This is a genomic window from Acidovorax sp., from assembly GCF_034519795.1.
Lineage (GTDB): Bacteria > Pseudomonadota > Gammaproteobacteria > Burkholderiales > Burkholderiaceae_C > Acidovorax.
Window position 1 is genome coordinate 1 of sequence record NZ_JAXHOB010000016.1, and the last position, 14,418, is coordinate 14,418.

The following is a 14,418-nucleotide window of genomic DNA, read 5'->3' on the forward strand; positions in this document are numbered from 1 at the left end:
GTGCTGCCCTACCTGGGCCGGCCGGTCACCGTGGTGCTCGACCCTGCGCACGGCTTCAGCGGCCGTGGTGGGCAGCTCAAAGCCATTGCCTCGGCCGAGGACCCGGATGCACCGCTGGCCTCGCGCCTGCACATCGGCCTGCCGCACAGCGCGGGACCCGCGCAGATCCGCGATGCCGTGCAGGCCTGGCTGATGCGCGATGCCAAGCGCCACTTCACCGAGCGGCTGGAGCACTTTGCGCCGCTGCTGGGCGTGCGCTGGACCAGCCTGCGCCTGTCGAGCGCGCAGACACGCTGGGGCAGCGCCAAGGCCGACGGCTCCATCCGCCTGAACTGGCGCCTGCTGCACTACCGGCCTGCCGTCATCGACTATGTGGTGGCGCACGAGCTGGCCCACCTGCGCGTGATGGACCACAGCCCGCGCTTCTGGGACACGGTGGCCACCGTGGTGCCGGATTACGCAAGCCTGCGCAACCACCTGCGCGACGAACCGGCCCCGCTCTGGGAGTGAGCCCGGACAGACAGGGTACCGCTGTGCGCGGCAAAATGGCGGAAACAACGCTCCCGTGCCCACCATGATTCCCCTGCAGCTCTTCGACCCCGCCTCCAGCACCTACACCTATGTGCTGCACGACCCCGCCACGCGCCAGGCCGCCATCATCGACCCGGTGGATGAGCAGCTCGACCGCGACCTGGCGGCACTGCAGTCCCTGGGGCTCACGCTGCGCTGGACGCTGGAGACGCACACCCATGCCGACCACATCACCAGCGCCGCGCGCCTGGCCGAGCACACGGGCGCGCAGGCGGCGGTGCCGGCGGGCTGCGACATCGGCACGGCGGTCGTGCAGCTGCAGCATGGCGACACGCTGGCTTTCGGCGGCGAAACGCTGGAGGCGCTGCACACGCCCGGCCACACGGCGGGCAGCATGTCCTACCGGTGGCGTGATCATGTGTTCACGGGCGATGCCCTGCTCATCAACGGCTGCGGCCGCACGGACTTCCAGTCGGGCGATGCGGCCGAGCTGTACCGCAGCATCACCGGCGTGCTGTTCGCACTGCCCGATGACACCACCGTCTGGCCCGGCCATGACTACCAGGGCCGCAGCCACAGCAGCATCGCTGCCGAAAAGGCCGGCAATGCGCGCGTGGCCGGCCGCAGCGAGGCCGAATTCGTCGCGCTGATGGACTCGCTCAACCTGCCGCGCCCGCGCCGCATGGACGAGGCCGTGCCCGCCAACCAGCACTCGGGCCAGCGCCAGGACGCCGATGGCGCCGCGCTGCAAGCGCCGCGCGGGGCCGAAGGCTATGCCGGCGACGTGTCACCGGCGCTGGCCTGGCAGTGGGTGCAGGACGGCCAGGCCGTGCTGGTCGACGTGCGCAGCGATGCCGAGCGCGAATGGGTGGGTCAGGTGCCCGGGGCCGTGCCCGTGGCCTGGAAGCAGTGGCCCGGCATGGCCATGAATGCCGATTTCGATGCGCAGATTCGCCTGGCCGTGCCCGAAGGCGGGCGCGTTGTGTTGTTGTGCCGCAGCGGCGTGCGCTCCGTGGCGGCGGCGAAGCGTGCGACGGAGCTGGGCATCACGGCCTACAACATCCTCGAAGGCTTCGAGGGCGACGCCGACGGCCAGGCCCACCGAGGGCGCAAGGGCGGCTGGCGCTACCGCGGCCTGCCATGGCGCCAGGGCTGAAGACAAGGCGCCATGAAAAAAGCGGGCCATATGGCCCGCTGTTCGTTGGGGAGCGCTGTGCGCTCAGAGCGGCGGAATGCGCAGCTTCTGGCCGGGGTAGATCTTGTCTGGGTGCGTAAGCATGGGCTTGTTGGCCTCGAAGATCTGGGGGTACTTGTTGGCGTCGCCGTAGAACTTCTTGGCGATGGCCGAGAGCGTGTCGCCGCGCACCACGTCGTGGTATTGCGCCTCGGGCTCGGGGTTGGTCACGTTCATCAGGTTCTCGACACTGGTGACGCTGGCCACGTTGCCGCAGCACAGGGTGACTTTTTCCTTGGCCGCCTGCGTGGGGGCATCGCCCTTGACGGTGACCTTGCCCTGGCTGCCATCGAACGCCACCTGCACGTTGGTCGCGCCCAGGTTCTGCGTACCGATGTAGGTCTCGATGGCCTTGGCGGCCTTGGCGTTGAGTTCTTCCGGCGATGGAGCGGCGGCCGTTGCGGCCTGTGCTTCCTTGCCACCGAACAGCTTTTCGCCGGCTTCCTTGATGAAACTGAAAAGACCCATGTCGTATCTCCTAAGGTTGCAGAAACAGGAAGGGCCACTGTAGCGGGAAAGTGCGACACGCTGGTGTAAGACGGGCGCGCGACACGATTTTTCACATTGACAGGCTGTCTCCGCTGCGACGGGCGCCGCGGCGGCCTTTGCCGGGTGCTCCCGGTGTACAGGGCCAAAACTCGGGATAATCCGCCACATGACTTTTTTGGCCATCGACGTCGGCAACACCCGTCTCAAATGGGCGTTGTACGACGCCCACCGCCCCGGGGCTGCGCTGTTGGCGCACGGCGCCGAGTTCCTGGACCATATCGAGAAGCTCGCCGAAGGCAGCTGGGCAGCCCTGCCGGCGCCCGAGCGCATGCTGGGCTGCGTGGTGGCGGGCGATGCCGCCAAGCGCCGCGTGCAGGAGCAGATGGAACTATGGGACGTGGGCCCTCAGTGGGTGGTGTCCTCGGGCGAGGAGGCGGGGCTGGTCAACGGTTACGACCACCCCTCGCGCCTGGGTTCGGACCGCTGGGTGGCCATGATCGGTGCGCGCCACCACGTGCTGGCCCAGGGGCCTGCGCGGCCGCTGGTGGTGGTGATGGTGGGCACGGCGGTCACCGTGGAGTGCATCGATGCGCACGGGCGCTTTCTGGGCGGGTTGATCCTGCCGGGCCACGGCATCATGCTGCGCGCACTCGAAACAGGCACCGCCGGCCTGCACGTGCCCACAGGCGACGTGCGCATGTTCCCCACCAACACCAGCGATGCACTGACCAGCGGCGGTACCTACGCCATCGCCGGTGCCGTGGAGCGCATGGTGCAGCATGTCATCCAGCACTGCGGCGAGGAGCCGGCCTGCATCATGACCGGTGGCGCGGGCTGGAAGATGGCGCCAAGCATGACCCGGCCCTTCGAGCTGGTGGACAACCTGATCTTTGACGGGCTGCTGGAAATCGCCTCGCGCCGTTTCACCAGCTGAGCGCCGGGGCGTCGCCCGGCAGCTTCAGTCTTCCAGTTCGGCGCGCGCCATCTCCACATCCAGGCGCTCCATCGCGTCGGCAGACTCGCAGGCGGCGGCCTTCTCATAGAGCTGGGTCGCCTCCTTCATCTTCTTGTCGCCTTCGAGCATCACCAGCGCATTGGCGTACTCCACCATGGCGATGGCCGAGCCGGGGTTGAGTTTGAGCGCTTCCTGGAACAGCTTGAGCCCCGTGTCCTTCTTGGCGCCATAGGTCATGCCGCCGATCAGTGAGCCCACCTTGTCGATCACCTCGGCATGGAAGGCGCCCAGCGCAATGCGGGCATCGGCGTGCTTGGGCGCCAGGGCGATGGACTTTTCGAGCGATTCCTTGACCTTTCCGCCCAAGCCCTGGGCGAGGGCCTTGGCCACGCTGATGCCCTGGCTGTAGCGGCCCAGCGCATAGGCATGCCAGTACCAGGCGTTGGGGTTGTTCGGTTCTTCACCGGCCTGTGCTTCGGCGCGCTCGGCCACCTGGGTGAACAGGTCCAGGCGGGTCTTTTCCTTCTGTTCGAGGTAGTTGGCGTAGATGGCCGTGGCCTTGTTGGCCACGGTGATGCCGGGGCCGCCTGCAGCCAGGCCCGCAGCCGTCGCCTTTTCGAAATCACCGCTGTGGAACAGTGCCCAGGCCTGCAGCACGGCCGCATCCTTGGGGCAGGGCTCGGCGTCGCCGCTGTGCAGTCGCGCCCAGTGCTTCTTCACGCTCGTGGCATCGAAGCTGTAGTCACCCGCATGGGGAAAAGGGGTCCATTTGGCCATGGTGTGTCTCCTGTGGTTCTTGGGGTCGGGTGTAGGGGTGGACAGGGTGCCCAGGCGCTCAGCCCGGCGCGGTGGCGTAGGCGCCGACGAGTTCCAGCAGGTGCGCGCGCTGTCCGCTTTCCAGGTAGGGCATCAGCAGGTTGAGCACGTGGTGGGCACCGCGCAGCAGGGCCGCCTGGGCGCTCTCGGGCTCCAGCGCGCGGCGCGGGTCGCGCACGTACTCGAAGCTCAGCCAGTAGGTCAGCACCACCACCATGCTCGTCGCGGTGGCCTCCAGCTCACGCGTGTCGATGTGCAGTGCGTCCGATCGGCCCATGCCGTCCAGCATGGCGCGCACGGCCCGGGTCTTGTTCTTGAGGATGGCCTGGAAATGCGTCTCCAGGCGCCGGTTCTTGGACAGCAGGTCGTTCAGGTCGCGGTACAGGAAGCGGTACTGCCAGATCAGCTCGAACAGCGTGTGCATGAAGAACCAGGCGTCCTCCACGTTGCGCACGCCATCGGCGGCAGCGAGCAGCTCGGTCAGCGACTGTTCGTAGCGGTCGAACAGCGCATTGATCAGCTCGTCCTTGGCCGGGTAGTGGTAGTACAGGTTGCCAGGGCTGATGCGCAGCTCGGCCGAGATCAGGGTGGTGGAGACGTTGGGTTCGCCGAACCGGTTGAACAGGTCCAGCGTGACTTCCAGAATGCGTTCTGCGGTGCGTCGCGGCGCTTTCTTCACCATGTGTGCAGGCCCTCTTCGCGTCGATTGGGATCGGTGTTGGTATGTCTCTGGGGCCTACTCTAACCGAGCCACAGATGCTGCACCGCACCAATGCTGGCATGTCCCTGGAACGCGTTGACGTTCCGGCATCGGCCACCCGCGCAGAGCGCGCGGCCGATGGTTCGAAGCCTGCCACAACGCAAAAGCGGCTGGCACGCACAAGGCGTGTCAGCCGCTTGCCGCAGCGGGCGGGCCCGCTGGCAGGAGGTTAGTTGGAAGCGGCGGGTGCCGAGGCGGAAGCAGCGGCCTTGGCGCTGGCCTTCTTGGCGGGGGCTGCAGCCTTCTTGGCGGGAGCGGCCTTGGCTGCAGGCTTGGCGGCGGCCTTGCGGGGAGCGGCTGCCTTCTTGGCGGCGGCCTTCTTCGCGGGGGCTGCTGCCTTCACGGCGGCCTTGGCAGGTGCCTTGGCCGAAGCCGCCTTGCCCGTGCCCTTGGTCAGGGCGTCCACGCGGGCGGTCAGGGCTTCCAGGTCACGCGCCGAGGGCACGCCGAGCTTGGACAGGGCCTTGGCCACGCGGTCTTCGAAGATGTTCTCGAGCTTGTCCCACTGGCCCTGGGCCTTGGAGCCGATGTCGCTGGCCATGGTGGTCACGCGGCTCGTCGCTTCGGAGATCTTCTCTTCGGCCACGGCCTGGGTCTTGCGCTGAATGGACAGGCCTTCCTTGACCAGGGACTCGAACACCTTGCCGCCTTCTTCCTGGGCCTTGGAGAAGGCACCCAGGCCCGCCAGCCAGATCTGCTGGGCCGAGTCCTTGACGGTGCTCGACAGTTGGGCATTGCTCTTCTTGTTGTCGGCGCTGAGTTTCTGCAGTTTCTTGACCATGGGGCCTCCGGTATGCGGGTGGGTGTTGGGGGTTGCCAGTGCCGGGTGGCTTTGGCGCATGGCCGAACTGTACGCCGCGCGGCAGGCCAGGTGTAGGCGCGCGCTCCTAAAAACGTAGAGCGCAGCGTCTAGGGAGTGGGGGCCGGGCTGCGCGGGTTTGTGCTGAAGCCGCCGGCCATGCGCTTGCGCAAGAATGAACAGATCTCACAGGAGTTTTTCCATGCAGTATTTCGTGACGGGAGCGACGGGGTTCATTGGCAAGCGGCTCGTGAAGAAGCTGCTGGAGCGCAAGGGGGCCGTGGTGCATTTCCTGATCCGGCAGGGGAGCGCGGACAAGGTGGCCGACCTGCGCAGCTACTGGGGCGTGTCGGCCGCCCGGGCCGTGCCGGTGTTCGGCGACCTCACGGCCAGGAAGCTTGGCGTGGCCTCCGAGGATGTGAAAAAGCTCAAGGGGCAGATCGACCATTTCTACCACCTGGCAGCGGTCTACGACCTCGGTGCCGACGAAGAGACCCAGGTGGCCGTGAACATCGAGGGCACGCGCAACACGGTCGATCTTGCCAAGGCGATCGACGCCGGGCATTTCCACCATGTCTCGTCCATCGCGGCCGCAGGCCTGTACGAGGGCGTGTTCCGCGAGGACATGTTCGAGGAGGCCGAGGGCCTGGACCACCCGTACTTCCAGACCAAGCACGAGAGCGAGAAGATCGTGCGCCAGGACTGCAAGGTGCCCTGGACGGTGTACCGCCCGGCCATGGTGGTGGGCGACAGCACGACCGGCGAGATGGACAAGATCGACGGCCCCTACTATTTCTTCAAGCTCATCCAGCGCCTGCGCCAGTTGCTGCCGCCCTGGATGCCCACCGTGGGCCTGGAGGGCGGGCGCGTGAACATCGTGCCGGTGGACTTCGTGGTCAATGCGCTCAACGTCATCAGCCACCAGCAGTCCATTGCCAAGAAATGCTTCCATCTGGTGGATCCGGTCGGCTACCGCGTGGGTGACGTGCTGGACATCTTCAGCCGCGCCGCGCATGCGCCGCGCATGAACCTGTTCATCAACGCCGCGCTGCTGGGCTTCATCCCCAAGGGCATCAAGAAGAGCCTGATGGCCATGGCGCCGGTGCGCCGCGTGCGCAATGCCGTGATGAAGGACCTGGGCCTGCCCGAGGACATGCTGACCTTCGTGAACTACCCCACGCGCTTCGACTGCCGCGAGACCCTGGCGGCGCTCAAGGGCTCGGGCGTGACCTGCCCCAACCTCAAGGACTACGCCTGGCGCCTGTGGGATTACTGGGAGCGCAACCTCGACCCAGAGCTGTTCATCGACCGCAGCCTCAAGGGCACGGTGGCCGGCAAGGTGGTGCTGGTGACGGGGGGCTCCTCGGGCATCGGCCTGGCGGCGGCGCACAAGTTTGCCGAGGCGGGCGCCACCACCGTCATCTGCGGGCGCGACCAGGACAAGCTCGACGAGGCCTGCGCCGAAGCCCGCGCCAAGGGCTACGAGTTCATCGCCTATGCCGCCGACATCGCCGACATGGCCGATTGCGACCGCTTCGTGCAGTTGCTGATCGACAAGCATGGCGGCGTGGACTTCCTGATCAACAACGCGGGCCGCTCCATCCGCCGCGCCATCGAGTCGAGCTACGACCGCTTCCACGACTACGAGCGCACCATGCAGCTCAATTACTTCGGCTGCCTGCGCGTGACCATGGGCTTTTTGCCTGGCATGGTGGCCAAGCGCAAGGGCCATGTGGTCAACATCAGCTCCATCGGCGTGCTGACGAATGCGCCGCGCTTTTCGGCGTACGTGGCCAGCAAGGCGGCCCTGGACGCCTGGACGCGCTGCGCATCGAGCGAGTTCGCTGACCAGGGCATCACCTTCACCACCATCAACATGCCGCTGGTGCGCACGCCCATGATCGCGCCCACCAAGATTTACAACAACGTGCCCACGCTGAGCCCCGAGGAGGCGGCGGACATGATCGCCCAGGCCTGTATCTTCAAGCCGGTGCGCATCGCGACCCGCCTGGGCATCACCGGCCAGCTGCTGCATGCTCTGGTGCCGCGCGTGGCGCAGATCACCATGAACACCAGCTTTCGCATGTTCCCGGATTCCACCGCCGCCAAGGGCAGCAAGGACGCCAAGCCGCAGCTGTCGGCCGAGGCGGTGGCGCTGCAGCAGATGATGCGCGGCATCCATTTCTGATGGCCTTTCAATCCGCCCCGGTGGGCCCGTGTTGAACTCTGTTACCGGGTAACCGGGCAGGGTGGGATAATCGCGGGTTCTGCCGAGCAGGCATTTCACACAGCCCACCCTATGATTCTGGTTACCGGCGGCGCGGGTTTCATCGGCGCCAACTTCGTTCTTGACTGGCTTGCTGCCTCCAGCGAACCCGTCGTCAACCTCGACAAGCTCACCTACGCGGGCAATCTGCACAACCTGGACTCCGTGCAGGGCGATGCCCGCCATGTCTTCGTGCAGGGCGATATCGGCGATTCCGCCCTGATCGCGCGACTGCTGGCCGAGCACAAGCCGCGTGCCGTGGTCAACTTCGCGGCCGAATCGCATGTGGACCGCTCCATCCACGGGCCCGAGGATTTCATCCAGACCAACATCGTCGGCTCGTTCCGCCTGCTGGAGGCCGTGCGTGCCTACTGGAGCGCGCTGCCCGACGATGAACGCGAAGCCTTCCGCTTCCTCCACGTCTCCACCGACGAGGTGTATGGATCGCTGGCACCCACCGACCCGGCCTTTGCCGAGACGCGCGGCTTCGAGCCCAACAGCCCCTACAGCGCCAGCAAGGCGGCCAGCGACCACCTGGTGCGCGCCTGGCACCACACCTACGGCCTGCCGGTGCTCACCACCAACTGCAGCAACAACTACGGGCCCTACCACTTCCCCGAGAAGCTGATTCCGCTGATGATCGTCAACGCCCTGGCCGGCAAGAGCCTGCCCGTGTATGGCGACGGCATGCAGGTGCGCGACTGGCTCTACGTGAAGGACCACTGCAGCGCCATCCGCCGCGTGCTGGAAGCCGGCACTGCCGGCGAGACCTACAACGTGGGCGGCTGGAACGAAAAGCCCAACATCGAGATCGTGAACATGGTCTGCAGCCTGCTCGACGAGCTGCGCCCACGTGCCGACGGCCAGAGCTACCGCACCCAGATCACCTACGTGAAGGACCGCCCGGGCCACGACCGCCGCTACGCCATCGACGCGCGCAAGATCGAGCGAGAGCTGGGCTGGAAGCCTGCCGAGACCTTCGACACCGGCATCCGCAAGACGGTGCAGTGGTACCTGGACCATGCCGACTGGGTGGCCAGCGTGCAGACCGGTGCCTACCGCGACTGGGTGCAGACCCAGTACGCGCAGGAGCCCGCTGCCGTGGCGGACGCCAGCGCATGAACATCCTGCTCTTCGGAAAGGGTGGCCAGGTCGGCTGGGAGCTGCAGCGCAGCCTGTCGGTGCTCGGCACCGTGACGGCGCTGGATTTCGACAGCACCGAGCACTGCGGTGACTTCGCCAACCCGGCCGGCGTGGCCGAAACCGTGCGCTCTCTGCGCCCCGACGTCATCGTCAATGCCGCCGCCCACACCGCGGTGGACAAGGCCGAGAGCGAGGTCGACTTCGCGCGCACCCTCAACGCCACCACGCCCGGCGCCATCGCGCTGGAGGCGGCGAAGCTCGGCGCCTGGCTGGTGCATTACAGCACCGACTATGTGTTCGATGGCAGCGGCAGCCGCCCCTGGGTGGAGACCGATGCGCCCGCGCCGCTGAGCGTTTACGGCCGTACCAAGCTCGAAGGCGAGCAGCTCATTGCCCAGTCCGGTGCCAGGCACCTGATCCTGCGCACCAGCTGGGTCTATGCCGCGCGAGGCGGCAATTTCGCCAAGACTATGCTGCGCCTGGCCCAGGAGCGCGAGCGCCTGACCGTGATCGACGACCAGTGGGGCGCCCCGACCGGCGCCGACCTGCTGGCCGACGTGACCGCCCATGCCATCCGCCACCTGCAGCAGCGCCCCGAAGATGCGGGCCTGTACCACCTGGTGGCGGCCGGCGAAACCAACTGGAACGAGTACGCGAAGTACGTGCTGGCGGTGGCTGCGAAGCACCCCGTGGCCGAGAAGATCATCGCCAAGGAAGTGGCTCCCGTGCCGACCAGCGCCTTTCCCACGCCCGCCGTGCGCCCCCACAACTCGCGCCTGGACACCACCAAGCTGCGCAGCACCTTTGGCCTGACCCTGCCCCATTGGCAGACCGGCGTGGCGCGCATGCTCACCGAGATTCTCTGAGAACCACCATCCATGACGGCACGCAAAGGCATCATCCTCGCCGGAGGCTCCGGAACCCGGCTGCACCCGGCCACCCTGGCCATCAGCAAGCAATTGCTGCCGGTGTACGACAAACCCATGATCTATTACCCGCTGAGCACCTTGATGCTCGCGGGCATCCGCGACATCCTGGTGATCAGCACCCCGCAGGACACGCCGCGCTTCGAGCAATTGCTCGGCGATGGCAGCCAGTGGGGCATCAACCTGCAGTACGCGGTGCAGGCGAGCCCGGATGGCCTGGCGCAGGCGTTCGTGATCGGCGAGTCCTTTCTTGGTGGTTCCCCCAGTGCCCTGGTGCTGGGCGACAACATCTTCCACGGCCACGACTTCCACGAGCTGCTGGGCAGTGCGGCCGAGCGCACCGATGGTGCCACCGTGTTCGCCTACCATGTGCATGACCCCGAGCGCTATGGCGTGGCCGAGTTCGATGCCCACGGCAAGGTGCTGTCGCTCGAAGAAAAGCCCAAGGTCCCCAAGTCGAGCTATGCGGTAACGGGCCTGTACTTCTACGACAACCAGGTGGTGGAGCTGGCCAAGGGCCTCAAGCCCTCGGCCCGCGGCGAGTACGAGATCACCGACCTGAACCGCCTGTACCTGGAGCGCGGCCAGTTGAATGTGGAGATCATGGGCCGGGGCTATGCCTGGCTCGATACCGGCACGCACGAGAGCCTGCTCGAAGCCGGACAGTTCATCGCCACGCTGGAGCACCGCCAGGGCCTCAAAATTGCGTGCCCTGAAGAGATTTCCTGGCGCAGCCAGTGGATCGACAGCGCGCAACTGGAGCGGCTGGCCCAGCCGCTGACCAAGAACGGGTACGGCCAGTACCTGATGCGTGTGCTCAAAGAAAAGATCTACTGATTTCCTGAAATTCACTCCATGCAAGCAACCCGCCTGGCCATTCCCGATGTCGTGCTGATCGAACCCAAGAAGTTCGGCGATGCGCGCGGCTTCTTCTTCGAGAGCTTCAACCAGCGTGCCTTCAACGAGGCCACCGGTACCGACCACGATTTCGTGCAGGACAACCACAGTCGCAGCGCCCGCGGCGTGCTGCGCGGCCTGCACTACCAGGTCCAGCAGCCCCAGGGCAAGCTGGTGCGCGTGGTGCGCGGTGCCGTGTTCGACGTGGCGGTGGACATCCGCAAGGGCTCGCCCACCTTCGGCCAGTGGGTCGGCGAGGAACTGAGCGAAGACAACCACCGTCAGCTGTGGGTGCCGCCGGGCTTTGCGCATGGCTTCCTGGTGCTCAGCGAGACGGCGGAGTTCCTGTACAAGACCACCGACTACTACGCGCCGGCGCATGAGCGCTGCATCATCTGGAACGACCCCTCCATCGGCATCGAGTGGCCCGACATCGGCGCCAACCCCTTGCTGTCGGCCAAGGACCAACAGGGCCTGACCCTGGAGAACGCGGAAGTCTTCGCTGCTGCCGCCCGCTGACGGCGGCCTGTGGCGCACCTGAAAAGTCCGGCATGACCCTGCATGTGCTCCTGTGCAGCCACAACGGGGCACGCTTCATTGCACAGCAGATTGCCTCGATCCGCGCCCAATCCCGCGCCGTGGACGTGATCCACGTCTTTGACCATGCGTCGCAGGACGGCACGCGCGAAGTGCTGGCGCAGCTGGCGCAGGAATCCGGTGGCGCGCCGCTGGCGCTGCACTGGATCGACAACGCCCCCGGCCCCGCACTGTCTTTTTTCAACGCCATGGCGCAACTCGCCCCCCAGGTGGGCGCAGGCGATTGCATTTTCCTGGCGGACCAGGACGATGTATGGTTGCCCGGCAAGGTGGCGGCGATGCTGGAGGCCGCCGCCGGGCTGCCGCTGCCCTGGGCGCTGTTCCATGACGTGCAGGTGGTGGACGAGGCGCTTGCGCCGCTGCAGCCCACTTTCTACACCGGCAACCCCTATGCCGTGCCCCGTGACATCGATCCCCGGCGCCTGTTGCTGGTCAACCCGGTGATCGGGCATACGCTGGTGCTCTCGGGCGACATGCTGGCCAGCGTGGCCCGCCTGCCTGAACCATCGGCCTATGTGATGCACGACTGGGCGGTGGCCCTGGTGGCGCAGCGCATGCAGCGCCTGGCCTGGGTGCCGCAGTGCCTGTCGCTGTACCGCCAGCATGGCGCCAACCTGCTGGGTGCATCGCGCCAGCGTTCGCTGGGCGCGCAACTGCAACGCGGCATGCAGCTGGCCGCACAGGTGCTGGAGCAGGCCATGGCCTGGGCGCGGGCGCAGTCGGGCGGCGTGCTGCCAGCGGCATCCCCGGCGGCCCAGTTGCCCGGCTGGCTTGCGCAGCCGTGGGCCGGGCGAAACCAGTTGCGGGTGGCGCTGCACCTGGCCTGGCACGCGCTGGTGTCGGGTCCCACGCTGCGGCGCCGGGCCATGGGGCTGTTTCTCGTGCTGCAGGCGCTGCGCCCTGCACGCCAAGGCGCCCGGCCATGACGGATTCTTCTCAGAGCCCGCTGCGCATCGCGGTCATCGGCACCGATGGCCTGCCGGCACGCTATGGCGGGTTCGAGACCTGCGTCGAGCAGCTCGCCCCCCGGCTGGCGCGCCGGGGGCATGCCACCCTGGTCTTCGGCTCCTCGGTGGGCCGCACCGCATTGGCGGTGGATGGCGAGCGCCTGGCGCACCGCTACCTGCCGCTGCGTGCCAATGGCCTGTGGTCGGTGCCCTATGACCTGCTCAACTTCCTGGTGTGCTGGCGCAAGGTGGATGCCATGCTGGTGATGGGCGTGTCGGGCGGCATCTTCCTGCCTCTGCTGCGCCGCATGGCTGGCCCGCGGCGCATCATCGTGAATGTGGACGGGCTGGAGACCCGGCGCGACAAATGGACCGGGTTCAAACGCTGGTTCCTCGAGCGCAGCGAGGCCCTGGCCGTGCGCCATGCGCACGCGGTGGTCAGCGACAACCAGGGTATTGCCGACATGGTGCAGGCCCGCTATGGCCGCGCCAGCACCGTCATCGCCTATGGCTGCGACCATGTGCTGCAGTTGCCGCCAGGGCACGCGCATGCCTTGCTCAAAGAGCGTTTTGGGCTGGCGCCTGGCGGCTACCTGCTGACGGTGGCACGCATCGAGCCCGAGAACCACATTGCCGAGATGCTCCAGGCCTTCCTGGCATCGCCCCAGCCCCTGTATGTGCTGGTCGGAAACTTCAGCGCCACGCCGCTCGGGCGCGAGTTGCTGGCGCGCTACCAGGGCGAGCCGCGGGTGCGCTTCATCGATTCCCTGTTCGAGCCCGAGGCACTGGCGGCCCTGCGCGCCGGTTGCCATATCTATCTGCACGGGCACAGCGTGGGGGGCACCAATCCCTCGCTGGTCGAGATGCTGCCGTACCAAAGGCCGCTGCTGGCTTTTGATTGCAGCTTCAATCGCCATACGCTGGACAACCAGGGGGGCTACTTTTCCGACGTGCCCGTGCTCACGCGGCAACTGCAGGTTCCGCAGGAGCAAGCGTGGCTGCCGGAGCCGGCGCTGGCGGGGCGCTACCGTTGGGAGGCGATTGCCGACGCCTACGAGGCACTGTGCTGCGGGGCGGCTGCTCCATGACGCCGCGCGTCCTGGCCTGCGTGGTGGCCTACCACCCGGATGTCCATCGCTTGCCGGCCCTGGTGACCCGCCTGCGGCCGGAGGTTGCGGATGTGCTGGTGATCGACAACGGCCAGTCCATTGATCCGAACGCGGCGCCCTGGTCCGACATGGCCGCCGTGCAGTGGCACCGGGCGCCCAGCAACCTGGGGGTGGGCGCCGCGCTCAACCTGGCACGCCAGCGGGCGCTGGACGGCGCCTACGATTTTCTGCTGACCTTCGACCAGGATTCTCTGCCTCCTGCTGGCTACGTGGCCGGCCTGCTGGATGTCTGGTTGCGCGCGGGGGACGCCGCCAGCGGCTGGGCCGCGCTCGGGCCCGCCATCCGGGACGAAGCCACGGGAAGGCCATTGCCTGTCCGGCGCGTGGATCCGCGCCTGCGCCTGGTGGTGTCTGCCGACCCCTGGTCCGTGCAGCAGACCGTGGCGGTGGACCACGTCATCACCTCCGGTTGCCTGTACCCGGCGGCAGCCCTGTCTGCCGTGGGGCCGTTCAGGGGGGGCTGGTTCGTGGACCTGGTCGATACCGAGTGGTGCTGGCGTGCCCGCCACCTGGGTCGGTCGGTGCAGCAAACCGGGGCGGTGGTGCTGCAGCACACCATCGGCAAGGCGGGTGTCACCGTGCTGGGGCGCCAGGTGCTGGCACATACCCCGCAGCGCATCTACTTCCAGGTCCGCAACACGCTCTGGCTGTTGCGTTCGCGCAGCGTGCCCAGAGGCTGGCGCCGCAGCTTGCTGGCCCCACTGGCGCGCAAGCTTCTGCTGCAGCCGCTGCTGCCCGACCAGCGGCTGGGGCGCCTGCTCGCGGCAGCCCGGGGCGCGGTGCACGGGCTGTTGCGACGTCCCGCTGAATAAGGCCGGGCGCTGAAAGAGACACCGCCGGGTGTGATCCGTGTCGCACCAATGCGCAATATTTCGGATGAGAAAGAGCG

At 67.1% G+C, this 14,418-nt stretch carries 15 protein-coding genes and 1 pseudogene; 12 read left to right on the forward strand and 4 right to left on the reverse strand.

The features are described from left to right. From U5N23_RS20525 to U5N23_RS20535, 3 genes and pseudogenes are all read left to right on the forward strand, one after another. On the forward strand, positions 1-510 hold a 510-nt coding region (locus U5N23_RS20525), incomplete at its 5' end, for a SprT family zinc-dependent metalloprotease (RefSeq protein WP_322594594.1). A 64-nt stretch (positions 511-574) separates the two neighbouring features. Next, positions 575-1,075 (forward strand): annotated as a pseudogene (locus U5N23_RS20530) (MBL fold metallo-hydrolase); the annotation flags it as partial. Positions 1,076-1,276: 201 nt separating this feature from the next. Next, positions 1,277-1,687 (forward strand): rhodanese-like domain-containing protein, encoded by a 411-nt coding sequence (locus tag U5N23_RS20535; protein ID WP_369818153.1) that lies wholly within the window; start codon positions 1,277-1,279, stop codon positions 1,685-1,687. 63 nt (positions 1,688-1,750) lie between these two features. Here the strand turns inward: U5N23_RS20535 and lysM are convergent, their stop codons facing one another. After that, positions 1,751-2,233: a peptidoglycan-binding protein LysM gene (gene lysM, locus U5N23_RS20540; protein ID WP_322594595.1), complete on the reverse strand. Its 483-nt coding sequence runs from the start codon at positions 2,231-2,233 to the stop codon at positions 1,751-1,753. 187 nt (positions 2,234-2,420) lie between these two features. Between lysM and U5N23_RS20545 the strand changes: the two genes are divergently transcribed. Beyond that, positions 2,421-3,188 carry a type III pantothenate kinase gene (locus tag U5N23_RS20545; protein WP_322594596.1) on the forward strand — a complete coding sequence of 256 codons (768 nt, stop codon included), beginning with the start codon at positions 2,421-2,423 and terminating at the stop codon, positions 3,186-3,188. Positions 3,189-3,212: 24 nt separating this feature from the next. Here U5N23_RS20545 and U5N23_RS20550 read toward each other — a convergent pair whose 3' ends face one another. The 3 genes from U5N23_RS20550 to U5N23_RS20560 all read right to left on the reverse strand — a co-directional run bounded on the left by U5N23_RS20550 (position 3,213) and on the right by U5N23_RS20560 (position 5,566). Beyond that, a complete protein-coding gene (locus U5N23_RS20550; RefSeq protein WP_322594597.1) occupies positions 3,213-3,986 on the reverse strand; it encodes a hypothetical protein in 774 nt (257 codons plus the stop codon). A 58-nt stretch (positions 3,987-4,044) separates the two neighbouring features. After that, on the reverse strand, positions 4,045-4,707 hold the full coding sequence (locus U5N23_RS20555; protein ID WP_057200023.1) for a TetR/AcrR family transcriptional regulator: 663 nt from the start codon (positions 4,705-4,707) through the stop codon (positions 4,045-4,047). A gap of 247 nt (positions 4,708-4,954) precedes the next feature. Next, complete coding sequence (locus tag U5N23_RS20560; protein WP_322594598.1) at positions 4,955-5,566, reverse strand: phasin family protein; 612 nt, start codon at positions 5,564-5,566, stop codon at positions 4,955-4,957. A 220-nt stretch (positions 5,567-5,786) separates the two neighbouring features. Between U5N23_RS20560 and U5N23_RS20565 the strand changes: the two genes are divergently transcribed. From U5N23_RS20565 to U5N23_RS20600, 8 genes are all read left to right on the forward strand, one after another. Further along, on the forward strand, positions 5,787-7,772 hold the full coding sequence (locus U5N23_RS20565; protein WP_322594599.1) for an SDR family oxidoreductase: 1,986 nt from the start codon (positions 5,787-5,789) through the stop codon (positions 7,770-7,772). Between the two features lie 111 nt (positions 7,773-7,883). Further along, positions 7,884-8,972 (forward strand): dTDP-glucose 4,6-dehydratase, encoded by a 1,089-nt coding sequence (gene rfbB, locus U5N23_RS20570; protein WP_322594600.1) that lies wholly within the window; start codon positions 7,884-7,886, stop codon positions 8,970-8,972. Continuing rightward, positions 8,969-9,859: a dTDP-4-dehydrorhamnose reductase gene (gene rfbD / locus U5N23_RS20575; RefSeq protein WP_322594601.1), complete on the forward strand. Its 891-nt coding sequence runs from the start codon at positions 8,969-8,971 to the stop codon at positions 9,857-9,859. The genes rfbB and rfbD overlap by 4 nt, the downstream gene beginning before the upstream one ends. Positions 9,860-9,871: 12 nt before the next feature. After that, on the forward strand, positions 9,872-10,756 hold the full coding sequence (gene rfbA, locus U5N23_RS20580) for a glucose-1-phosphate thymidylyltransferase RfbA (protein ID WP_322594602.1): 885 nt from the start codon (positions 9,872-9,874) through the stop codon (positions 10,754-10,756). 18 nt (positions 10,757-10,774) lie between these two features. After that, complete coding sequence (gene rfbC, locus U5N23_RS20585) at positions 10,775-11,335, forward strand: dTDP-4-dehydrorhamnose 3,5-epimerase (RefSeq protein WP_322594603.1); 561 nt, start codon at positions 10,775-10,777, stop codon at positions 11,333-11,335. A 32-nt stretch (positions 11,336-11,367) separates the two neighbouring features. Further along, positions 11,368-12,339, forward strand: a complete 972-nt coding sequence (locus U5N23_RS20590) for a glycosyltransferase (protein WP_322594604.1) — start codon at positions 11,368-11,370, stop codon at positions 12,337-12,339. Further along, positions 12,336-13,448 carry a DUF1972 domain-containing protein gene (locus U5N23_RS20595; RefSeq protein ID WP_322594605.1) on the forward strand — a complete coding sequence of 371 codons (1,113 nt, stop codon included), beginning with the start codon at positions 12,336-12,338 and terminating at the stop codon, positions 13,446-13,448. Before U5N23_RS20590 ends, U5N23_RS20595 begins: the two co-directional genes overlap by 4 nt. Then, on the forward strand, positions 13,445-14,341 hold the full coding sequence (locus tag U5N23_RS20600; RefSeq protein WP_322594606.1) for a glycosyltransferase family 2 protein: 897 nt from the start codon (positions 13,445-13,447) through the stop codon (positions 14,339-14,341). The genes U5N23_RS20595 and U5N23_RS20600 overlap by 4 nt, the downstream gene beginning before the upstream one ends. The last annotated feature ends 77 nt before the right edge of the window (positions 14,342-14,418 follow it).